Origin of the sequence: Marinobacter sp. (assembly GCF_048266785.1) — a bacterium.
Classification (GTDB): domain Bacteria; phylum Pseudomonadota; class Gammaproteobacteria; order Pseudomonadales; family Oleiphilaceae; genus Marinobacter.
Genome location: NZ_JBLWYX010000002.1, coordinates 197,003 through 219,077, shown reverse-complemented (window position 1 = coordinate 219,077; position 22,075 = coordinate 197,003). Strand labels below are relative to the sequence as shown.

Genomic DNA, 22,075 nt, shown 5'->3' with positions numbered 1-22,075 from the left:
CAGACCAGCCGTTGCCTATAAACGCCTGAGTGAGGCCCCCAGGGCCTCCCCTATTCGTGCATTCAGTTTAAGGTCCGCCAGCTCTTCCGCCCGGGTCCGGCCCAGGTTAAGGGTGGCGACAGGTTTGCCAAATTCTTTGGCATACCGGCAGAAACGAAAACCCGAGTACACCATCAGCGATGATCCAATCACCAGTAAACCATCACTGGCGTTAAGCACCTCTATGGCTGACTGTACTCGCTGCTTCGGGACATAATCCCCGAAAAACACCACATCCGGCTTCAGTATGCCGCTGCACCTGGGGCAATCTGCCAACTGAAATCCTGAAAAATCCACATCCAGATCCGCGTCTCCGTCCGGTGCGGTGTCGGCTTTGTACTGCCCGAAATCCGGATTGAGATCGGCACAACGTGCGTGCACATCATCCCGGGGACAGCGATAGCCACAGCTCATACACACTACTTCATCCGCTCGGCCATGCAGATCACACACACCGCGCGTACCTGCTTTTTGATGCAGGCGATCTACATTCTGGGTGACCACCAGGCTGGCATGATTACGCAGTTCGAGGTCGGCGATGTAGTAGTGAGAGGGGTTTGGGGTGGCATTGCGCATGACAGGCCAGCCAATCAAGCTGCGCCCCCAGTAACGCTGACGGGTTTCAAAGCTTTCCATGAAATCCCGATGCTGTACCGGTTGTTTGCGCTTCCAGGCGCCTTCGCCATCGCGATAATCCGGAATGCCGGAATCGGTGCTGACGCCCGCACCGGTCAGAATCATGAGTTTGGGATAGCGGTGGATAAATTCTGCCAGCAACTCACCTGCCTGTTCCGGCGCGTGCAGAACCTGCGCCTCACTCAACTCCGGGAGGCGGTGGTTCGAACTGAAGGGACGAGTTCGGTGGGTTGTCTCTGGCATACAAACTCCGGCTGATTCAGCCCGGTTTGCGGGCCACGTAAACGGTGTTGAAAGACTCTCTGTTCTGGAATGGGTTATAAAAGCTTACAACATGGCAGACTACTTCGGTGAACACATCTCGAAGTACATCCATGAATACGGCATCTTCGCCCTCATTGGACCACATGGCAAAAATACCCCGGGGTTTGAGTTGACGGGCCATGCGGCTGATATTTTCGGTGGTGTAGAAGCTGGCGTTCGAGTCGCTCAACAAGGCACGAGGCGAATGGTCTATGTCCAGGAGGATGGCATCGAACTCTTTGCCCGGGGTTTCGGGATCAAAACCGCCGTTTTCGGGATCGGTGACGGCCAGATCAAAGAAACTGCCGTGAATGTAGCGGCTGCGAGCATCTGCGTTGATGTCTTTACCGAGGGGCACATACTCTTGCTGGTGCCAGCGGATAACCGGCTCCAGGTACTCGACAATCAGCAACTCTCCGACCCGTTCGTGCTTGAGTGCGGCTACAGCGGTATAACCGAGCCCCAGGCCACCCACGACGACGCTCAGGTTGTCGCCTTCGGTTTCACCTAGCCCGAGATCAGAGAGGGCCACTTCGGCGTCCACAAACATACTCGACATGAGAAATTCTTCGCCGAGTTTTACCTCGAAGATGTCTCTGTCGCCCAGTGCCGGGATGCGTCGGCGGCGGAGTGTGATTTCGCCGATTTCGGAGGGTTGGCTATCAATTTGTTCGAACAGTCGTGCCACTTTGGTGCCTCTTTTTTTATTTAGCTAAGGTCGGGCCTGCATCAAATCTGCACTGTGCAGGCGCCGGTGGGAGCCCCTCTCCCAAAAACCGCTGTAAATACGTCCTTGTACGCTTGGCTCCGCCATCCATGGCTCCGCACATTTTTGGGAGAGGGGCCCCCACCAGCGCTACTGTCTACTCCCCTGTATCCTCCGCCACCTTCAAGCATTCGGTTAAAACTATGCTCATTTTCTCTGCACCGAACTTGTTCATCAGTTCAATGTTCCGCGGTGGTATTCCGTCTACATCCGGATGGCTATCAATCGCGGCTTCCAGACTGGCTTCCCGTAACAGGTGAAGCATCGGGAACGGGGAACGATTGGTGTAGTTCTCCGCTGCATCCGGTGCTGTGTCGGCAAACTGATAATCCGGGTGGAAACTGGCAATCTGGTATACACCTTCCAGATCCAGATAGGTTAACAACCCATCCGCAGCACCCAGAAACTCATTGTAGTCCGCAAAACTCTGCAGTACGTGAGGATGAATCAGGAGTGTGGTTTCGGTGTCCGGTTCATCGTCCAGGCGCAGCAATTCAGTTTGCAGGGCCTGAAGCAGTGAATCTTCGTTATCAGCCTCGGATACCACAAACCGAACCCGATCTCGGACCAGCTCCCGTTTGGCGAACGGGCAAAGGTTGTAACCAACAACAACGTCTTCGACCCATTTACGGGTTGCCTGAACTACGGTTCCATCGCTCACAATAAATTCCTCTGGTTGTTGATCCAACCCACCAAAGTTCGGTCGGGTAGGCGGGCAGGGCGGGCCAAAAATGTGCGGAGCCATGGATGGCGGAGCCAAGCGTACACGGACGTATTCACAGCGTTTTTTGGCCCGCCCTGCCCGCCTGCCCAGCCTCCGCAGTATCAGTAGATTTTACAGATACCCCTGGCTACGAAGATAATCATCGTAGGTACCACTAAAGTCAGTGATGCCATCAGACTTAAGCTCAATAATCCGAGTCGCCAGTGAAGAAACAAACTCACGGTCGTGGCTCACGAAAATCAGTGTACCGGGATAGTTCTCAAGGGCCAGGTTCAGCGCCTCGATGGACTCCATATCCAGGTGGTTGGTGGGCTCATCCATCAGCATCACGTTTGGCTTCTGCAGTATCAGCTTGCCAAACAGCATGCGCCCCTGCTCACCACCGGAGATTACCCGCACAGATTTACCAATGTCATCGCCAGAGAACAGCATTCGGCCGAGGGTGCCTCTTATCAGCTGCTCGCCGCCTGTCGTCCACTGGGCCATCCACTCGGTAAGCGTGTCGTCTGCGGCGAAATCCGCCGTGTGATCCTGGGCGTAGTAGCCCACTTCGGCGCTGTCGGTCCACTTCACCTCACCGCCGTCAGGCTCGTAAACCCCTGCCATACACTGTAACAGCGTGGTTTTACCAATACCGTTCGGGCCAATAATGGCCACGCGCTCTCCGGCTTCAACCTGCAGGTTCAGCTTGTTGAACAAAGTATTGCCATCAAAGCCCTTGGTCAGCTCCCGGATGGTTACGGCCTGGCGATGCAGCTTTTTGCCTTGCTCAAAACGGATGAACGGACTTATACGGCTGGACGGTTTTACTTCATCCAGCTGGATTTTGTCGATCTGTCGCGCGCGCGACGTGGCCTGCTTTGCTTTGGAAGCGTTGGCAGAGAAGCGGCTGACAAACTGCTGCAGTTCGGCAATCTGGGCCTTTTTCTTTGCGTTATCCGAGAGCATACGCTCACGGGCCTGGGTGGCCGCCGTCATGTACTCATCATAGTTGCCCGGAAACAACCTCAGCTCACGGTAGTCCAGGTCAGCCATATGGGTACACACACTGTTAAGAAAGTGCCTGTCGTGAGAAATGATGATCATGGTGCTGCTGCGGGCTACCAGAATGTTTTCCAGCCAGCGGATAGTATTGATATCCAGGTGGTTGGTGGGCTCGTCCAGCAACAGCACGTCCGGATCGGAGAACAGCGCTTGGGCCAGCAGTACCCGGAGTTTCCAGCCCGGGGCCAGGCTGCTCATGGGTCCTTCGTGTTGCTCCAGGGGAATATCCAAACCAAGAAGCAATTCACCGGCACGGGATTCGGCGGTGTAGCCATCCATTTCCGCAAACTGTACTTCCAGGTCGGCAACCGTCATGCCGTCTTCTTCACTCATCTCTGCCAGCGAATAGATGCGGTCGCGCTCTTTTTTAACGTTCCACAGTTCTTCATGGCCCATGATCACGGTGTCCATGACCGAGCAGCTCTCGTAGGCAAACTGGTCCTGGCGCAGCTTACCCAGGCGAACGTTCGGCTCCAGCATGACCTGGCCCGCAGACGGCTCAAGGTCGTCACCCAGGATCTTCATCAGAGTGGATTTTCCGCTGCCGTTAGCCCCGATCAGGCCGTAGCGATTGCCGTTACCAAACTTGGCGGAAACATTTTCAAACAGGGGTTTAGCCCCGAATTGCATGGTGATATTGGCAGTAGAGATCAAGAAACAAACCTGTATATGTGAGGGCCAGCGCCGTGCTGGCTAAATAAAGCCGGCATTGTACAGGTTTGCAGGGATAACCGTGAGGCCGCAGAAACACCGATAAAAAGGCTTGCCTCAGGCGAAGGGTACGGGCAGCATTCTTTCTCTGAAGTACCCATTCATTTTATGTAAGGACAGTTACCATGGCACAGGCAACCGCACGCCACATTCTGGTAGACAGCGAAGCAAAATGTGAAGAGCTGAAAAAAGAAATTGAAGGTGGAAAAGATTTCGCTGACGTTGCAAAGCAGCACTCTTCCTGCCCGTCCGGCCGTAACGGCGGCGACCTGGGTTCATTCGGCCCTGGCCAGATGGTTCCGGAGTTCGATAAAGTGGTCTTCAGCGGCGAAGTCAACAAGGTTCTCGGGCCGGTAAAAACCCAGTTTGGCTATCACTTGCTGGAAGTAACCAGTCGCAGTTAAGGGGCCATCTACTGCGGGCCGAAGTTCTCCAACCGCGGATTGCTGATTGGCTCCTGATCGCATCAGGAGCCAATCCAACGAGTACTGAGTGTTCTTACCGCACCTGCCCTATTTTTCCGGAGAGAGGAAACGCGCCATCTGGTTGCCGATGGATTCAATCGGATCGGTAATGGCCTGCTGAATGCTGCGGGTAACGGTTTTTGAAAACGCAGTCCCCGGGCCGCTCTCCAGAAAATCGATATACAGCCCCATCTCTTGAGAGCTGATTTTTTCATAGGTATGCAGGTAGCTGTCATACACCTGCTGCTCAACGATGCCACGGATTTTGCCGCGCTGGTTTTCTATGCTCTGTTTGAGCTCATCGTAATTCGCCGAATCGCTGCTGAACGCAGCCATGGCGGTTGCCAGCCCGAGCTGCACGGCAATGGTGGTATCCACAGCGCTTTCCGTGGCGCGGGATGCACGATCAAACCGCTCAAACGCCCGGGCGCGGTCGGTGCCTTTATACTTCTTGTTCAACTCCGCCGCTCTGGCCTGAATCTGCTTCCAGGCGCCCGGATCGGAGGCCGCAACTTCCACCGCCGAAATTTTCCGGCCAACCGGGGTTTCATACCAATCCTGTACCGCTTCAAGCTGCTTCCCCGAGAGGTCGCTCTCCAGGTTTTTTACAATCTGCTGCTCTATATCCGCCGCACGGAAGCTGTTGGTAACGACGTATCCAATAGTATCGGCCACCATGGGGGGCAACTGCGGGTTGCGCTTCAGCCCCTCGCGGATGCCCTCACTCATCATGGCGGGATAGCGATCGACGATATCATCAATGGGCGACGCAGCCAGAACCTGCTGAGCAGTGGGCGCAGCCATAGCGGGACCAGCCAGAAACAGGCCAGTGATTAAAAGAGGTTTAACTAGGGTGCCAGGCTTCATTTAATTATCATCCTGTTTAGTGGGTGCTGCGTTTATGACACGCGCGCCCTCCCCTGAGCAAGCAATCCATGGGTTCCGGAGATGACAGTTTGGTAGGAAAATTCTGGAAGCCGGCACGTCCGCGCAAGCGACGCCGCCAGACCCGCCGTAATCGGTGGCGATCCCACGTGAAATGGTTCGGGCTTCCGGTTCTGGGTTTGATTATCGGCACATGGGCAACGCTGCGCTTCAGCCTGCTGGCTCCGGACCCACCGGTTAATCCCGAGAATCTGTGTGAGATTTTCCGTGAGCATACTGTCTGGTATGACTACGCGAGCAACTCCCAGAAACGCTGGGGCACGCCCATCGCCACACAGATGGCTTTCGTTTACTACGAATCTTCGTTTCGCAGCCACGCCCAGCCACCCAGAACACGGCTATGGGGTTTTATACCCTGGCGCCGGCCAACCACCGCCTATGGCTATGCCCAAGCCCTGGACCCGGCCTGGGGGGAATATCTTGCGGCTAATGGTGACGGTTTGTTTACGGTTCGCACCGATATGGAATACGCGCTGGATTTCGTGGGCTGGTATAACCATCTCACTCATCGAGAGCTCGATATCGCCTTCCATAAGCCTCGCGAGCTCTACCTGGCATACCACGAGGGTCGCGGCGGCTACGCTCGAAAATCCTTTACCCGAAAGCCTGCAGTAACGGCGCTAGCGACAAGAGTTCAGAACCGGGCCTTCCGGTACGACAATCAGCTCAAGGCCTGCGAGCAGGAATTCCAGTGCTGGCACTGGTATCAGTTCTGGCCATTCTGCGGTTGAGCTTGCGCACGTTCAGGCGGTCGGACTGAACTCAATGGCGGTGGCCTGGGCCCGCAGGCGGTCCACCAGAAACTCCATCACAATACGCACTCTCGCCATTTGGTGCGTGTCCTGGCTTACATGCACCCACAGGTCGACACCTTCACCCTCGATAGGATCTGACAGGCGGCGCAGTTCTTTGGTGCCCTCACCCAGGTAACAAGGCAGCACAGCCAGACCAGCTCCGGAACGTGCCAGCGCATGCATCGCATGCAGGCTGTTACAACGGATCACTGACGTAGCGTTTTTCAGGTGTTTGCGATACCACCGACCCGTCGCCAGATGGCTGAAGGTGTCATCCGGAATAATCCAGATACAGTCTTCGGGGTGGTTTTCAATATCCATATTGCGGTGGTGCCGGCAGTAACTGGCTGAGCCATAAACAGCCGATTCGATTGCGGCTATACGCTCACCTTCCAGCGTTGCCTGAGGTTTGTTTTCAGGGCGCAGCGTAAGATCCGCCTCCCTGTGCGTGAGATTGCTTACGTCGTTATCCGTAAGCACTTCCAGTTCAATATCCGGAAACTCGCGCACCAGCTCCGCCAGCACCGATCCGAGCAGTTCGCTCATCATCGTGTCCTCGGCGGCCAGGCGCACCTTACCCACGGGCGCCGCATCCTGCCCTACCAGTTTACGCTCAAGGTTCTCCATCTCGACAGACAGCTTTTGCGCGTTGCGAAAAGCGGTCTCACCCACCGGCGTCAGCTGTAATCCGTCTCGATTGCGCTCAAAAAACTGCACGCCCAGAGATTCTTCCATCTGGTCAAGGCGGCGCAAAACAGTGGTTTGATGAACGCCCAGTATTTCTCCGGCTTTTGCGAGGGTTCCACCTATTGCCAGAGCGTGTATGTATCGAAGATAATCCCAGTCCATAGCTACTGCATATTTGCAACGTGAGTAAGGAGTTTAACGTATTTACGCTGCAAAAAAATACCCCTATAATTTTGCGTATATTCGGGCCAACCCTTTTATCCATTTTTAAATAGCAGCTCACCAGACAAGGAGGAAGTCGCTATGGCACAAAGACATATAGCAACCGTTCAACCGCTACCATCCAGTATCCTCCACAACAGTACTGCGGTGAGAAGCCAGCACACCCGTGCGGCTGCAAAGATGGCGGTGCAATTCATGAGCAGCAAACTGCGTTCTTTCAATCGCAAGGCTGCTGCAGTAACTGATATCACCCAGATGCAGGGTGGCCACTGATTCCAGCCGGGCATACGTAAAGAGCTGCGCCAATAGCGCAGCTCTGAAACCAGAAGCCAGACTGAAAACGCCGACGATTCTCAAGAGGATCCGTCGGCGTTTTGCATTAGACGTTCAAAACTCCCAGATCACCTTCTTTTTCTGCTCGAACCAGTCGTCCATTTTACGGTTGTAGAGGTCTTCGATCACATTGCGCTTGATCTTCATCGTGGGCGTAAGCATTCCGTTCTCCATGGTCCAGGGCTCCTTCACAGCAACCACAAACGCAATTTTTTCGTGGGCCTCACAACCTTCGTTCACTGCTTTCAGTTCGTTCGCCAGCTCCTGTTCCAGCTCATCCCGGCTCATGCCAGTCGTGAGCGCAGCCCGGATTTCTTCCGAGAGCAGCAGCATCAGGCACGGTTGAGGCTGGTTAGCACCAGCAACACAGACAACTTCCACAGCAGGATGATTAAACCGATTCTCAATAGGTACCGGCACCACATACTTGCCTTTGGAGGTTTTGAACAGATCTTTCACTCGGCCCGTAATCCGCAGATAGCCGTCGGCATTGATTTCGCCCATATCACCGGTCTTGAGAAAGCCGTCGGCGGTAACGTCCTCCCGGGTTTTCTCTTCGTTTTGATAGTAGCCCAGCATCATGCCCGGGCTTTTCACCTGCAGTTCGCCACCCTCACCAATGCGATGTTCCACGCCGGGGTTCGTAACGCCCACAAAGCCGATTCTGGCCTGTCCTGGCCGGCTGGCATGGGAGTAGCCAAAGTTTTCCGTCATGCCGTAAACCTCAAGCAGCTCCAACCCAAGGCTGCGGTACCAGGTGATAATTTCTTCCGACAAAGGCGCGGCTCCGGTCAATGCGGCACGGCAGTGATCCAGGCCCAGTTGCCTGAGCACCTTCTTCTTCACCATGGAACTGACGACCGGCAGACTGAACAGTAATTTCTGCTTTTTAGGCGGCAGTTTGGCGTTAACGCCGAGGTAGAACTTCATCCACAACCGGGGAACAGAGAAAAACAAAGTGGGCCGAGCACGCTGCAAATCCTGCTGAAACGTGTCCAGCGTATTGGCAAAGTAAACATGAAAACCGAAATACAGCGACTGGGTTTCTACCGCCGCCCGTTCTGCCACGTGAGCCAGTGGCAGATACGACAGCATCCGGTCGTCTGATGAGGCGGTGAACATCTGCTGCAAACCATCCGCGACCGACACCATGGCCCGGAAACTGTGCATAACCCCTTTGGGACGCCCCGTGCTACCTGAGGTATACGCAATCGTCGCGAGCGTATCCGGGTCTGGCAGCTCCGGAGAAGCTGGCTGATGCTCCGCAATAATGTCCAGCCACTTGGGCGTATCATTTCGCGGCGACATGGGTAGAGAGATGATCGGGAGGTCGGAGGGGATATGCCCTTTTATATCGTTCCAGCCATCCGCCGTTCCATCGAGCTTGCCCAGAAACAGCAGCTTTGCTCCGCTGTGCTCAAGTATGTAAGCGGAAGCTTCACCGTTGAGTGTGGGATACAGGGGCACGGACACATGCCCTGCAGCCCAGATGGCCAGGTCCGACAGGATCCAGTGCGCGCTGTTTTTGCCCAGCACTGCGATATTGCTGCGTTCCGGTAATGCCAGGCTGTTGATATGGGCTGCCATACGCGATACCTGATCAGCTGCCTGCTTCCAGGTAATGTCCTCCACCGTTCCATCCGGATAAGGCTGAGTCAGGTATGGCTTGTCGGGGCTTTGTTCCGCCCAGTAATACAAGCAATGCAAAGAGGTTTGCCTACGGGGGTCCACTGCCATGAAAAACTCCTTTGTTATTTTTTTATGACATTAATCAATATTGGTCTAAAGTAAAAATCGAAGCGTACCGCATCCCATCACTCATAGGAGATCACCATGAGGCCGTCGAGTCGCTCTTTCCTGATTTTCCCAGCCTGGGGATTTATCCTGCTTGGCTCCGTCGCTTTCTTGTATAGTGCTTTCTCGGGCATGCTGGGCTCCTGATATTACACGTATAAAAACAGCTCAGGAAAGGCGCCTAACGCCGGAAGCGGGTTTCCAGCACCACGGCCGAGTTAGTGCGCTCAACTCCTTCCAGATTACCAAGCTCATCCAATACGGTACTCAGTTCCTCCAGGGATTGAGCTTGTACGATGGCTATAAGGTCGTATTCACCACTTACCGAAAATAATTGCGACACCTGACTGATGCCCTCAAGTGCCGAGTTTGTTCGCGCCGTCAGTTTCTGAGCAACTTTTATCGAGACATGAGCCTCCACCTGGCTGGACGAAAACGCCCCTCCCAACTGCACCGCATAACCCGCAATGACTCCGCTCGCTTCCAGCCGGGCTATGCGGTTCTGCACGGTTGAGCGAGATAAGTGCAAAACCCTCGCCAGATCCGTAATGCTGATGCGCGCGTTTTGTCGCAACAGCATAAGCAGCTTCTGGTCTTTATTTCCGATCATTTTGATCACTCACTTGGTTATTATGACAAAATCTTAGCCCACTTTGATCAAATTGCATCTGCAACATGCCGGAGCATCGCGTCATACTGCCCTGAAATAATGTCAGGTTGCAGCCCATGATCATTCGACCGATTACCGACAGGGACCTGGACGCGCTTTTCCTCATAGCGACAGAGTCCGGCCCGGGGTTTACATCCCTGATGCCAGACAGAGATGCTCTGGCGCGAAAAGTCGCGCACTCCATGGCCAGTTTTGAGCGCCGGGTTACCAACCCAAGTGACGAGCACTACCTGTTCGTAATGGAAGATGAAGCGACCGGAGCCATAATGGGCACCACCGGCATCGAGGCAAATACTGGCCATACCCGCCCGCTTTATCACTTTCTGCGCAACACGGTTACCCATCACTCCCGCGATCTCGACCTTCGCAGAAGCGTGGAAACCCTCACCCGCTGTAACCATTACACCGGCTATTCCGAGATCTGCTCGCTTTACTTGCGGCCAGAATTTCGCAGGGCCAATGCCGGCAAACTGCTCTCCCGGGTGCGCTTCCTGTTTATGGCACTTCACCCGGAACGTTTTTCAGACAACATCATTGCTGAAATGCGCGGTGTTTCCAATGCTGCAGGGCAGTCGCCTTTCTGGGACTGGCTGAAAGCTCATTTCGTTGACATGGAGTTTGGCCAGGCAACCCAGCTGGTTGGTACCGGCTATACTGATTTCATTGATGAGCTGATGCCCTCCCACCCTCTGTACACCTGCATGATGAGCCCGGAGGCCAGGGCAGTTCTCAGCCAAGTACACACGCACACCCGCCCTGCCTTGCAAATACTTGAGGCAGAAGGATTTCAGCACAAAGGGTTCATAGACCTGTTTGACGCAGGGCCAACAGTTGAGTGTGCCTTGGCAGACATTCGCAGCGTAAAAGCCTCTTCCGCGTGCAGGGTGCGAATTGACGGAACGGATAAATACACAGGAATTCACACTGACCGTGAGCAAACCAGCTGCTGGCAAAACGAACCAACTCTGATTGCCAACACTGGCACGGTGGGCTTCCGCGCAACCGTCACATCTGAGGTGTCTGTCCAGACAGATTCCGGCACCGCATATGGCGCCCGGCCAGATACGTTGATTGTTCCCTCAGCTCTTGCTGCAAAGTTGCACCTGAGAGACGGTAAAATTGCGCGCATTCTGCCTTTAAACCGGGCGGCGCCCACACAGACTCGCAATACAGCTACGGAGTTAAGTTATGCATACTGATCGCAACGCCCTCTTCGAGAAGCTCTGGCAGAATTATCGCAAGGTTACCCCATCGGCCGCGCAAATCCACCGCATTCTGGGAGCCGAAGAAGGCCACGCCATCATGAACGATCACATCGCTTTGCGAACCTTCAACCTGCCACCGGTCGGCCTGGACGCGCTGGCGGAGCATTTTCTTGCTCTGGGGTATCGCCAGGGCGGCGAATACCATTTCGAGGGCAAGAAACTCTATGCCCGACACTATGAGCATACCGATCCGGAAGCACCGAGGGTGTTCATTTCAGAGCTGCTCACGGAGCAGTGCTCACCGGAACTTCAGGCGGCGGTAAAAACACTGGTGGCCGGGATGACAAAAGAGCAGGTTGCAGCGGACGACTTTCTGTATTCAGGCAGACACTGGGATCTGGATTACGACACTTATCTCAAGCTACTCGAAGAGAGCGAATATGCAGCCTGGCTGGCAGCCTGGGGCTATCGGGCGAACCATTTCACGGTCAGCGTTAATCACTTGCAGAATTTCGAAACAGTCGCCGATATCAATCAGCTTCTGAAAGCTAACGGCTTTACCGTGAATGCGTCCGGTGGCGAGGTGAAAGGCTCACCCGAGGACCTTCTTGAGCAGTCATCCACCATGGCTGACCGGGTGCCCGTGAAATTTCGTGACCGTGAAACCACCATCCCCAGCTGCTTCTATGAGTTCGCTCTGCGCTACAAAAAGCCCGACGGGCATCTCTACAATGGTTTTGTAGCAGCCTCTGCAGACAAGATTTTCGAGAGTACCAACGCGAGCATGTAGGGCCATGCAAACTGGCTGACAGGCGGCTTACTTGCCGTTACAAAAACCTCACCTTTTTACAACGGCACAGGCAGCAACCTTTGTCTACTTTTTAGACATCTGTACGTTTCACAGACAGCCGGTCAAGCGCTACCGAAAACTGCGCAACAACAAAAACAAGGCGGTGAAGCCAGAGAGCCCGGCCTCCGCCAAGGAGAAAACATGTCTGCATCCGCCAATCACCTCGACGAGCGCACCCGGGATTCCGGTGAGCTGCTTGAAGAGATCATGCCTTCGGCCATCACACTTGCCATGATGTTACGCCACAAGAGAATGGCTGCGTGGCTGCGCTCCGAATTCGATGGTTACCAGGATCGTGATGCCGCTCCCCCTTTCCGCCTGGACTTGCCGGGACACATCGTCGCGAAATCTCCGCAATATGGCTGGATTCCGGCGCCCGTAAGCGATCAAGATAAACTTGAGTTTGGCCACATCGATCTCATAGACGGTACAAAGGTGCTGGAGAAAATCTGCGTCAACAGCAAAAAAGGTGACGGCAACCGGTTACTGCTGGAGGCCGACGATATGGTTGTTCTGCAGAAACAGATCAACCTGAGTGCGGAGCTGGCCATCAACCTCAGCCGCGATGTTTATTCACGCCTGTTGAAGACCGTAAGAGGTGCCGTTTATCTTTGGGCACAGGCATTGATGGAAAAAGGACTGGAGGGAGAGCATAACCACTACAGCCCCGAAGAGCGCGCGCTGGTTGCAGAGCTGGACACCCCGGAGCACTACTGGCGCAGAGCCATGGATGAATTGGACAGCCTGCCGATTCCGGATGTGCGTTCTGCGGGCTTTTTCGAGAAGATATTCGGCCGGGCAAGCTAAGCGACGCTGCGCTAAACTAACTCCTTGTTCCCGAACAGCACGACGCCCAACGAAACCCGGATGACAAGGAGCACCCCCATGCGTTATCTCGTTCTCGCCCTCTCGCTCGTCGCCTGCTCCGCCGCCGCCAGCCCCGCTGAACGCGAAGGCTGGGCGGTGATCGAAACGAACCATGCCTATCAGGATCTGATCGACAGGGTGAAAACGGCGGCGAAGGCCAACAAGATGGGCGTCGTCACTGAAGCTGGCCCGACCGAGGCCGCGGCCAATCGCGGTGTCACCATCCCCGGAAACCGGGTGATCGGTGTCTACAACAACGACTTCGCGGTCCGGATGCTGGAAGCCTCCGAAGCCGCAATGATCGAAGCCCCGATCAGGTTCTACGTCACCGAGCAGGAGGACGGAACCGCGACGCTCAGCTACAAGACGCCGAGCCTCGTCTTCTCCCCCTACGCCGAAGACAGCACCGAAGTGATGCTAATCGCAAAGGAACTGGACGTAGTCTTCGAGAAGATCGCCGAAGACGCGGTGAAATAGGCAGCGATCGCCGACAGGTGACCGTGAAATTTTTCTTCAGCCGATTCACCTCTTTAATATACCTGAACGGGTACCCAGGTATCCCGAATCTGATCTAAACTGACGCCTTGTTCCCGGACAATCCCATTTTGTTCAATGCGACAAGGAGTAACGATGAAGCCTGTCGTCACGATTCTGCTGGCCTGCCTTCTGATACTGACGGGCTGCCAGTCGTTATCAGACAAAAAGCCAGTCAGTGAGCCAGACAACAGGAACCCGCCCGCAAGCGCTGAAGCCAGGAACCGCGATACCGTCTTGCTCAGCGCGCAGCATTGCCTAAGCGAATATCTGCGTGAGCAGCGCAGAGTTCATTACGGCCCCTGTCTCAAAATCATAAGCGTAGACGGCGATACTCCGCAGGTTCGGGATGATGGTTTCATAGAGCTACCCCTGGGCACTTCTCTGACCCTTGGTACCAGCTGCGTCTACCGCCATGCCGACGGCTCGCCGATCCCCGCAACAATGGAAACAAAAGATTTCCGTGTTACCCCGCAAACGTTTACCCAGCCCGGAAAGCGCTGGTACTTGCACGCGCAAACTCAAGCCAGACAGGTGATCGGCTGCGAACCTACGCTATCGCGTTCGGAAAACCCGACCTACAAAACGGACTGACGGCTTGAAACAATTCCGGCAACGAGTACCAACGATCACTCCGTCCATGAGAATCAGGCTTTCATGACACCTGATATCAACATCATCTGGCTTGGCGCTCTGGCAAGCCTGTTAGCTGGTCTGGCAACCGGCGTTGGCGCCGCAGCCGTTTTCTTCATCAAGCCGCCGTCTGACCGAATGCAGGACAGTATGCTCGCGGGCGCGGCCGGTGTGATGTTGGCCGCCTCTTTCTTTTCGCTACTGCTTCCGGGGCTGGAACACGGGGAGGCACTGCTGGGCTCAACATGGGCTGCCGCGTTGCTGGTAATCTTCGGCATCTTGTCCGGCGCTGGTGTTCTGTACTACATCCATCAGAAACTGCCCCATGAACACTTTAACCTCGGACCGGAAGGACCGGACGCCTCGCACATACGCCGTATCTGGCTTTTCATTATCGCCATTACGCTGCATAATTTCCCGGAGGGGATGTCCGTGGGCGTCGGCTTCGCTGGCGGAGATGTGCGCAACGGCTATGTGCTCGCCATAGGGATCGGTATCCAGAACATTCCCGAAGGCCTTGCCGTTGCGCTCTCACTGATGGCCATTCAATACTCCCGGGTGCGGGCTTTCACGATTGCCCTGCTGACCGGCTTGGCCGAGCCCATCGGTGGCGTGTTTGGCGCCACTATGGTGTCGCTCGCAGAGCCGGTTATGCCCTGGACTCTGGGTTTCGCGGCCGGGGCTATGCTGTTCATCATCAGCAATGAGATAATTCCGGAAACCCACCGCAACAGTTATAAAACACTGGCAACCTTCTCACTTTTGGTCGGTTTTGTGGTAATGATGTTTCTGGACGCCACTTTGAGTTGATGTGGCGTAGTCACCATTCAGGTCAGCATGGAGAAACCACCTTGCCCGATAACAATAACGCACCTGGGCTGTTTGAATTCGATTACATCGTAGCAGGCGCCGGGACAGCCGGTTGCCTGCTGGCTAATCGCCTGAGCGCAAACCCGGAGACCCGGGTGCTGCTGATCGAAGCCGGGGGACGAGACAACTACCACTGGATCCATATTCCGGTGGGCTATCTCTACTGCATCAACAATCCACGCACTGACTGGTGTTTCCGCACCGAGCCGGCACCGGGGCTCAATAACCGGTCTTTGATATACCCCCGTGGCAAAACCCTGGGTGGTTGCTCCAGCATCAACGGCATGCTGTATATCCGCGGCCAGGCACGGGATTACAATCGGTGGGCAGAAATAACTGGCGATGACGCCTGGAACTGGAACAATTGCCTGCCTGATTTCATGCGCCATGAAGATCATCATGGCTTGGACGCCGGCGACCATAAAGATAGCACTCACAAACTGTTCCACGGCCATGGCGGTGAATGGCGAGTGGAACGCCAACGCCTGAAGTGGCAGGTGCTTGAAGACTTTGCAGAAGCAGCGGTTCAGGCGGGCGTTCCCCGCATAAGTGACTTCAACCGCGGTGACAATGAAGGCGTGGACTATTTCGAGGTGAACCAGCGTGCCGGCTGGCGCTGGAATACCTCCAAAGCCTTTTTGCGAAGCGCTTCGAAACGCCGCAACCTTACAGTATGGCATTCCACCCAGGTATTGAGCCTCGAGATGAACACGGATGGAGAGCAGCCCCGGTGCACCGGCGTGCACGTCGCACGTGCCAGCTCCGGCGAACAGACACTCGCAAGGGCCAGCCACGAAGTTATTCTCTCTGCCGGCTCGATCGGCTCGCCACAACTGTTGCAGCTATCTGGTATCGGGCCATCCGATCTACTTCAGGAGCTGGACATTCCGGTGGTAGCAGACTTGCCAGGGGTAGGCGAAAACCTTCAGGATCACCTGCAAATCCGCTCCGTGTACAAGGTAAGCAACGCTCTTACTCTGAATACCATGGCCAACTCCCTGCTGGGCAAGGCGCGAATTGGCCTCGAATACCTGCTTAAACGTTCAGGCCCCATGAGCATGGCGCCTTCACAGCTGTGTGCGTTCACCCGCAGCTCGGATGAATACGACTACGCCAATATCCAGTACCACGTTCAGCCGCTGAGTCTGGATGCCTTCGGCCAGCCCCTGCACGAGTTTCCGGCCATTACCGCCAGCGTGTGCAACCTGAACCCTACCAGCCGGGGCACTGTGCGCATCCGCAGCCGCAACCCTCTGGAAGCGCCGGCCATTGCGCCCAATTATCTCAGCACGCCGGAAGACCGGAAAGTCGCGGCAGACTCATTGCGAGTAACACGCCGTATCGCCGGCCAACCAGCGTTCTCAAAATACCAACCCGAGGAATACAAGCCCGGGCCGCAGTACCAGACTGACGATGAGTTAAGCCGCCTGGCCGGCGACATCGGCACCACTATTTTTCACCCGGTGGGTACCACCCGCATGGGGCGCCCGGATGATGCACAGGCGGTGGTGGACTCTCACCTGAGGGTAATAGGCGTAACAGGTTTGCGGGTTGTGGATGCGGGCGTGATGCCCGTGATTACCAGCGGCAACACCAATTCACCGACATTGATGATTGCCGAGAAAGCAGCAAGGTGGATTCTGGCAGGCGATTAGACTATCTGGACTGACAGCTCAACAATATCCCGATATTCCCGGATCTGAACCACCTGTTCGGCAGCCGCTTCGGATGCCAGGTTGCAAAGCTCGTTGACCATGGCACTGGCAACCGTCGATGCTTCGATACCACGGTATTTTTCCAGTGGGCCCAAAAGAGCCATGTTGATCAGTGGCATGGCTTTTGCGCCCATTGCTTCTCCGAGGCGGTGCTCAGGCCTGTCACCCAGCAACAGGCTGGGGTGATAAATCGACAGGTAAGAAAATCCAAGCCCTTTTACAGCATTCTCCAGCTCGCCTTTGACCCGGTTGTAAAAAATAGTCGATGAAGAAGATGAACCTATGGCGGACATCAAAATAAACGCGCGGGCACCTGTCGCCTTGCCGAGCTCAGCGGCTTTCAGACTGTAGCCATAATCCACTTTGCGGAAGTGTTCCTGAGAGCCGGCTTTTTTAATCGTCGTACCCAAGCAACAGATGATCACATCCACCTGAAAAAGCTCGGCATGCTCTTCCATACAATCAAAATCAATTTCCTGTTGGCGCAATCCGGCGTGAACCGTCTTCAGTGGTTTCCTGACGGGCACGACCACCTCCTCGATTTCATCGCGAGCGAGCAGCCCGTTCAGAACAAATCCACCGGTCAAGCCGGTTGCCCCCAATAACAACACTTTCATAACGTTCTCTTTCTTCAGCAGGTGCGCTCATCGTACCAAAGACTCAAAGCGACCGGGCAGGATCTTGTGTATCCAGGAAGTGTCTATAGACTTTTCATAGCCCCTTCAAATACTGCAGCCCGGAGAGCTGGTCCATCTGACCGCGTATCCAGAATATCCGATCCCGAACATAGGGTGACGGAGAAGCAACACTCAGTACTTTCGGGTTAGGTAAAACCGCTGCAAGCCGCGCAGCCTGCTCGAAGGACAACTGGCTGGCAGGAATACCGAAGTAGATCTGGCTAGCTGCCTCCACGCCGTATATGCCAAGGCCAAACTCGGCGATATTGAGGTATACCTCCAGAATCCTCTGTTTTGGCCAAAGCCCTTCGACGGCCAGCGCAAGCCCGGCTTCCAGTGTTTTACGAACAAAGCTGCGACCATTCCAGAGAAACAGATTTTTCGCCGTTTGCTGCGTAATCGTACTGGCTCCTCTAAGCCCCTCACCCGCGTGGTATTCGGCCAGTGCATTGCGAATCGCAGCAAAATCCACACCCCAGTGATCCGGAAACCGCTGATCTTCGCTGGCAACAACCGCAAGCGGCACCCATGGGGAAATATCCGAAAAGTTGACCCATCGTTGCTGTAACTCCTTATCCGGGTTCGCAAAGCTATAACCAAGCATAAACGCGGAGGTAGGTGGGTTCACATAGCGAAACAGCAGCAAAACGGATAGTAGTAAGAGCATCAAGGCAAGGAATACCCAAGCAACCGTGCGGAAGAGTCGTTTTACAATCGATATACGAGCCATAAGCGCCTTACCCTTGCCCTTTACCCAAGCCCGACCTGTTTGTTATCCGCTTTTCCCGTGCTCACTACCGACGAACCGACGACCCGGAGACAATGCTTGCGACACGTCACGTGTAGCGGCGTCTTGCCCGCTTCGTCACCATCTACCGTAACGGTCTTTGGCCGGGGGGTAAGAACATCGCAGCGCTTTCCTTTCAGGTGCACCAGGGTGCTTGTGCGTTTGGGAGATTTGCCACTGAACTGAACCATCACGAAGGTCAGAAGCAACTGCACCAGGGGGCGCGGTTTAACCGCGATAACGTCCAGAAGCCCATCGTCTGCCGTGGCTTGCGGAACTTCGTTACCGCCTCCGAAAAACGCGCCATTGGATACAGCAATGGATAACCAGCGTCCGCTCAAAAAAGCCTGGTCGCATTTTATTTCTGCGTGAAACCCTCGCTTGGCGTTTACCCGGCGCAATAATTCGACTCCGTAGCTAAAACGACCCAATAGCTTTTTAGCAGAGCCCTGCGACTCTCGGGCGGGAAGCGTGCCCAGACCGACATGGGCAACGTTCAAAAACAGACCGTCGCCAAATTCGGCCACGTCCACCAACTGCGTAACTCCGCGCTTCACTAATTCGCAAACAGCTTCTGGCTCCTGAGGCAAAGCAAGGTTGCGAGCAAAGTCGTTGGCAGTGCCGGATGGCAAAACGGCCAATATCGCATTGCGTTCGAGGCACAGACCAGCACCGGTGTTAACCGATCCATCACCGCCTGCAACCATCACAACATCATCTGGTTGTACTTGCTCCTTCCAGCCCTGTTCCCGAAAATCACAGCATTCCGGACTGGCAATGCCTGCACCTGCCAGCTTTTCAAGCCAGAACTCCCGGCCTTTCTGGCCATCGCCTGCCTCTGGGTTCGCAACCAGCCAATAGGTCATATCATTTTTTCTCTGTATCTGCGTCAGATATTTCCGGGAAATAATCGTCCCCAAGATACCTCAAACAGGCTTCTGCTGACGTTACGATCAAGACACCAGGATCCTGTCAAATCCCCGCAGACTCCCGATTTCTGATAGCGCTCCTTAGTTGGGGCGTCTTTGTGAAACCACCAGGGCAACGCCAGTAATGGAGATGATGCCCCCGGCAATAGCCAGTACGCCCAAACGTTCATCAAACAGCCAGAAGGCTTCCAGAGCGGTTACCGGGGGCACAAGATAGAACAGGCTCGCAACCTGGGATGCGGCTCCACGACGAATCAGCCACATCAGTAGCAATATCGCGCCGATGGACACGCCCAAAACCAGCCAGGCCATGGAAAGCTGTAGCTGGAGAGACCACACCACCTCGCGAGATTCCAACATCAACGCGCCCACCGCGAAGAACATTGCGGCAGCACCGTACTGAATGATGGTGCCCGAAACAAGATCGGCACCTGTGCCGTAGCGCTTCTGATACACGGTGCCCAAAGAAATACCGGTCAGGGCAAACAGGGCCCAGACAAGTGTCCAGAGCGGAAAGCCAGAGCCCGAATTGCCGGCCCCACCAAACTTCTCCAGCAGAACCAGCGTTACACCCAACAACCCTAACCCAAGCCCGAGCCACTGCCTGCCGGAGACCGCCTCCTTCAGCACAAGGACAGCCGCACCGGCCGTCACCAAAGGCTGCAGACCAACAACCAGAGACACTATGCCGGAAGGCATCCCGCCCTGAATCGCGTAGTAGACACCGCCAAGATAACAACCGTGAACCAGCAGCCCGGTTACGGCCAGGTGTCCGGCAGCCCGCCAGCCAGGCCATCGGGCTTTGAGCAACACTGCCAGCACAAGAAGCAGAGCCAGCGTCAGTAGCATACGAATCAGCAGGAGGGTAAACGGCTCCGCATAAGGCAAACCGTATTTGGCACCGATAAAACCAGTGCTCCACAACCATACAAACAGCGCGGGGACAAAAAAGGAATAGAACAGTTTGCGCATAACGGATAGCCGGAATGAGGTATTTGGGCGGTCAGCCAGTGTAGAAGCTCATGCGCATACCGAACAGACACAGACACCCGGCCAGGCAACCATTACAGATAGCCATCTGGCCGGAACAGTGCTTGTTATGTTGTCAGGATAGATTGCAGCTTCTGCGCCAGCTCTACCGCCTCGCTGCCCATGGGTGTGAGATAGCCCCCGTCATCGCGGGTAATCAAACCCTTGGCAAAAAGTCGCTCTGCGGCCTGAACAGTCTCAGGTGCCGCATCCTGCCGATGTACTTTAATACCAGCCTGACCTGAGGAGGATTCAAACTGGGACAACAGGTTAAGCTCGGCAATATGGTCTGGAGAAAATGGCATTGTGTTTCCTTGTCTGGTTTTGGTGGTCAGATACTCTTGGATTTCTTGTCCTGATCAAGGGTCAAATCCCGCTCAGTCTCATTCCACTGTTCGGAAAGTGCATCGTAGGCATCCGAGAAGCCTTTTTTGGCCCGTTCCCACGCCGACGCTGAACTGGCTTTGAGTTCGTTATACCAAGCTTGCACTCGTGCACGCTGCTCCCGCAAAGACGACAGGCTTTTCTGCGAACGCTCCCGCGCGGCATTGCTCATGTCATCCCAATTTTCTGAAAGCTCACTTTCCAACTCAGTAATACGCTTATCCAGCGCTGCCAATGTCCGGTTAATGGCGTCTTCTGCCTGATCCTTCTGGTCGGCACCGTATTCCTGCAATGTCTCACCCAACTCCTGGCTTTGCTGCTTGAGCTTATCCACCGATGAATCGGCTGATTCCGCCTGCAGAGGCGCTGTAAATGTGCAAGAGGCTACGACAAGCAGAGCAAAGGTAATGCGCTTCAAAGTCATAAATTACTCCCAAACTACATTGTTTAAGAATAGCAGTAGCACCACGATAACAATATCCCGACCATCGGCTTATCTTATAAAACCTTAATTAACTGCTAATAAAGCTTGATTACATCAATAAAAACATAACCTTGAAGCCGAAAAAATTACTCGAAGCCCGGCCTGAGACGGCTCGGCATTTGTACTTCTCCACTGCCTGTGCCATTTTTCAATTGAATCCAAACATGGAGAAAACACTATGCTTTATTGGGCTGTAGTTTGTCTTATCATCGCCGTTATTGCTGGTGTCCTGGGTTTTGGGGGCATTGCAGGCACAGCGGCAGGCATCGCAAAAGTACTGTTCTTTATCTTTCTCATTCTGCTGGTGATCTCCCTTGTTGCCAATGCTGTTCGCGGGCGGGGGCCAAAGGTTTAGCGTTCTGAGTCAATCCGAGCAGTGTTTCGGCCCGGGCATTTGCAACACGCCCGGGCTTTGCTGCTATTGCCGAATCGATAGGCGATTTGCGCTATCTCGCAGGTTACCCGGACCGGGGCCGCCGGTGGTACCAGCCGGCATCAACATTGGCGATACTCTACCCTCCCTGTACGGCGTGATAATCATGTGTAAATAGCCCGTTGAAAAATTACGTCCCTGGCGTTCAGGGGGCAATTTCATATCTTGTGAACAGAAGCCCGCGATCATTTCCAGGCCATTGATTTCCACCTCTACACCCGCCTTTTGTCTTCGTCAGTAGCCTAACTTGACAAAACCACGATGGGGCATCTTTACCGAAGCCTGTATTCGGTATATCGAACACACGCTCGAACTGCCGTTTTTATATTGAAAGGCAATAAAAACAAACAATAACCACCAGTGTCCGAACCACTGGTCTGACAGCTGTGCTTTTCGTGACCGACAACGCTCGGGAACAGACCGCTTTCAAGGAACCCAGGTTGATGTTGCTGGATGAGCCCACACAAGGCATGAGTGCGGAAGATGTGAGCACGGTGACCGATCTGATCAAACGGGTGGTCGAGGGCGTATGGGAAACTCTTGGGG

Annotated in this window: 25 protein-coding genes and 1 pseudogene; 12 read left to right on the top strand and 14 right to left on the bottom strand. The window is 54.7% G+C overall.

The features are described 5' to 3' along the window. Window positions 1-15 precede the first annotated feature (15 nt). From ACN0V1_RS04535 to ACN0V1_RS04520, 4 genes are all read right to left on the bottom strand, one after another. Window positions 16-918, bottom strand: a complete 903-nt coding sequence (locus ACN0V1_RS04535; RefSeq protein ID WP_417543850.1) for an NAD-dependent protein deacetylase — start codon at window positions 916-918, stop codon at window positions 16-18. A gap of 16 nt (window positions 919-934) precedes the next feature. Beyond that, the gene (locus ACN0V1_RS04530; RefSeq protein ID WP_417543849.1) at window positions 935-1,666 is read right to left on the bottom strand and encodes a spermidine synthase; all 732 of its coding nucleotides are present in this window, start codon (window positions 1,664-1,666) and stop codon (window positions 935-937) included. A 175-nt stretch (window positions 1,667-1,841) separates the two neighbouring features. After that, window positions 1,842-2,405: a DUF1415 domain-containing protein gene (locus ACN0V1_RS04525; protein WP_417543848.1), complete on the bottom strand. Its 564-nt coding sequence runs from the start codon at window positions 2,403-2,405 to the stop codon at window positions 1,842-1,844. Between the two features lie 174 nt (window positions 2,406-2,579). Next, a complete protein-coding gene (locus ACN0V1_RS04520; protein ID WP_417543847.1) occupies window positions 2,580-4,166 on the bottom strand; it encodes an ABC-F family ATPase in 1,587 nt (528 codons plus the stop codon). Between the two features lie 182 nt (window positions 4,167-4,348). Between ACN0V1_RS04520 and ACN0V1_RS04515 the strand changes: the two genes are divergently transcribed. Further along, complete coding sequence (locus tag ACN0V1_RS04515; protein ID WP_417543846.1) at window positions 4,349-4,627, top strand: peptidylprolyl isomerase; 279 nt, start codon at window positions 4,349-4,351, stop codon at window positions 4,625-4,627. 108 nt (window positions 4,628-4,735) lie between these two features. Here the strand turns inward: ACN0V1_RS04515 and ACN0V1_RS04510 are convergent, their stop codons facing one another. Continuing rightward, on the bottom strand, window positions 4,736-5,554 hold the full coding sequence (locus ACN0V1_RS04510; protein ID WP_417543845.1) for a DUF2059 domain-containing protein: 819 nt from the start codon (window positions 5,552-5,554) through the stop codon (window positions 4,736-4,738). A 167-nt stretch (window positions 5,555-5,721) separates the two neighbouring features. On the opposite strand from ACN0V1_RS04510, the gene ACN0V1_RS04505 reads away from it, so the two are divergent. Beyond that, entirely contained in the window at window positions 5,722-6,363 is a 642-nt protein-coding gene (locus tag ACN0V1_RS04505; protein ID WP_417544046.1) for a lysozyme-like domain containing protein, read from the top strand. A gap of 12 nt (window positions 6,364-6,375) precedes the next feature. Here the strand turns inward: ACN0V1_RS04505 and ACN0V1_RS04500 are convergent, their stop codons facing one another. Continuing rightward, entirely contained in the window at window positions 6,376-7,275 is a 900-nt protein-coding gene (locus ACN0V1_RS04500; protein ID WP_417543844.1) for a LysR family transcriptional regulator, read from the bottom strand. A gap of 141 nt (window positions 7,276-7,416) precedes the next feature. On the opposite strand from ACN0V1_RS04500, the gene ACN0V1_RS04495 reads away from it, so the two are divergent. Beyond that, window positions 7,417-7,608, top strand: a complete 192-nt coding sequence (locus ACN0V1_RS04495) for a hypothetical protein (protein WP_291944630.1) — start codon at window positions 7,417-7,419, stop codon at window positions 7,606-7,608. Between the two features lie 114 nt (window positions 7,609-7,722). On the opposite strand, the gene ACN0V1_RS04490 is transcribed toward ACN0V1_RS04495, so the two are convergent. Both ACN0V1_RS04490 and ACN0V1_RS04485 read right to left on the bottom strand, forming a co-directional pair. After that, entirely contained in the window at window positions 7,723-9,405 is a 1,683-nt protein-coding gene (locus tag ACN0V1_RS04490; protein WP_417543843.1) for an AMP-binding protein, read from the bottom strand. A gap of 238 nt (window positions 9,406-9,643) precedes the next feature. Then, complete coding sequence (locus ACN0V1_RS04485; RefSeq protein ID WP_417543842.1) at window positions 9,644-10,072, bottom strand: Lrp/AsnC family transcriptional regulator; 429 nt, start codon at window positions 10,070-10,072, stop codon at window positions 9,644-9,646. A gap of 116 nt (window positions 10,073-10,188) precedes the next feature. On the opposite strand from ACN0V1_RS04485, the gene ACN0V1_RS04480 reads away from it, so the two are divergent. From ACN0V1_RS04480 to ACN0V1_RS04450, 7 genes are all read left to right on the top strand, one after another. Then, entirely contained in the window at window positions 10,189-11,331 is a 1,143-nt protein-coding gene (locus tag ACN0V1_RS04480) for an arginine N-succinyltransferase (protein WP_417543841.1), read from the top strand. Further along, window positions 11,321-12,127 (top strand): DUF1338 domain-containing protein, encoded by an 807-nt coding sequence (locus ACN0V1_RS04475; RefSeq protein ID WP_417543840.1) that lies wholly within the window; start codon window positions 11,321-11,323, stop codon window positions 12,125-12,127. Before ACN0V1_RS04480 ends, ACN0V1_RS04475 begins: the two co-directional genes overlap by 11 nt. Window positions 12,128-12,328: 201 nt before the next feature. Then, window positions 12,329-12,994, top strand: coding sequence for a hypothetical protein (locus ACN0V1_RS04470; protein WP_417543839.1), 666 nt, complete (start codon window positions 12,329-12,331; stop codon window positions 12,992-12,994). A 78-nt stretch (window positions 12,995-13,072) separates the two neighbouring features. Next, entirely contained in the window at window positions 13,073-13,531 is a 459-nt protein-coding gene (locus ACN0V1_RS04465) for a DUF302 domain-containing protein (protein WP_417543838.1), read from the top strand. Window positions 13,532-13,684: 153 nt separating this feature from the next. After that, entirely contained in the window at window positions 13,685-14,182 is a 498-nt protein-coding gene (locus tag ACN0V1_RS04460) for a hypothetical protein (protein WP_417543837.1), read from the top strand. A 63-nt stretch (window positions 14,183-14,245) separates the two neighbouring features. Beyond that, on the top strand, window positions 14,246-15,031 hold the full coding sequence (locus ACN0V1_RS04455) for a ZIP family metal transporter (protein WP_417543836.1): 786 nt from the start codon (window positions 14,246-14,248) through the stop codon (window positions 15,029-15,031). A gap of 41 nt (window positions 15,032-15,072) precedes the next feature. Next, a complete protein-coding gene (locus ACN0V1_RS04450) occupies window positions 15,073-16,746 on the top strand; it encodes a GMC family oxidoreductase (RefSeq protein ID WP_417543835.1) in 1,674 nt (557 codons plus the stop codon). Here ACN0V1_RS04450 and ACN0V1_RS04445 read toward each other — a convergent pair. The 6 genes from ACN0V1_RS04445 to ACN0V1_RS04420 form a co-directional block, all read right to left on the bottom strand. Then, window positions 16,743-17,423 carry an NAD-dependent epimerase/dehydratase family protein gene (locus tag ACN0V1_RS04445; protein WP_417543834.1) on the bottom strand — a complete coding sequence of 227 codons (681 nt, stop codon included), beginning with the start codon at window positions 17,421-17,423 and terminating at the stop codon, window positions 16,743-16,745. The two genes, ACN0V1_RS04450 and ACN0V1_RS04445, sit on opposite strands and share 4 nt — an antisense overlap. Window positions 17,424-17,517: 94 nt before the next feature. Then, the gene (gene mtgA, locus ACN0V1_RS04440; RefSeq protein WP_417543833.1) at window positions 17,518-18,213 is read right to left on the bottom strand and encodes a monofunctional biosynthetic peptidoglycan transglycosylase; all 696 of its coding nucleotides are present in this window, start codon (window positions 18,211-18,213) and stop codon (window positions 17,518-17,520) included. A gap of 20 nt (window positions 18,214-18,233) precedes the next feature. Then, entirely contained in the window at window positions 18,234-19,136 is a 903-nt protein-coding gene (locus ACN0V1_RS04435) for a diacylglycerol/lipid kinase family protein (protein WP_417543832.1), read from the bottom strand. A gap of 144 nt (window positions 19,137-19,280) precedes the next feature. Then, a complete protein-coding gene (locus tag ACN0V1_RS04430) occupies window positions 19,281-20,171 on the bottom strand; it encodes a DMT family transporter (protein ID WP_417543831.1) in 891 nt (296 codons plus the stop codon). Window positions 20,172-20,296: 125 nt separating this feature from the next. Continuing rightward, entirely contained in the window at window positions 20,297-20,533 is a 237-nt protein-coding gene (locus ACN0V1_RS04425; protein WP_417543830.1) for a TIGR02647 family protein, read from the bottom strand. A gap of 26 nt (window positions 20,534-20,559) precedes the next feature. Further along, on the bottom strand, window positions 20,560-21,036 hold the full coding sequence (locus tag ACN0V1_RS04420) for a hypothetical protein (protein WP_417543829.1): 477 nt from the start codon (window positions 21,034-21,036) through the stop codon (window positions 20,560-20,562). Window positions 21,037-21,274: 238 nt separating this feature from the next. Here ACN0V1_RS04420 and ACN0V1_RS04415 point away from each other — a divergent pair, with 238 nt between their 5' ends. Both ACN0V1_RS04415 and ACN0V1_RS04410 read left to right on the top strand, forming a co-directional pair. Beyond that, a complete protein-coding gene (locus tag ACN0V1_RS04415) occupies window positions 21,275-21,451 on the top strand; it encodes a DUF1328 domain-containing protein (protein ID WP_417543828.1) in 177 nt (58 codons plus the stop codon). A gap of 497 nt (window positions 21,452-21,948) precedes the next feature. Further along, window positions 21,949-22,056, top strand: a pseudogene (locus ACN0V1_RS04410) (ABC transporter ATP-binding protein); the annotation flags it as partial. Window positions 22,057-22,075: the final 19 nt, after the last annotated feature.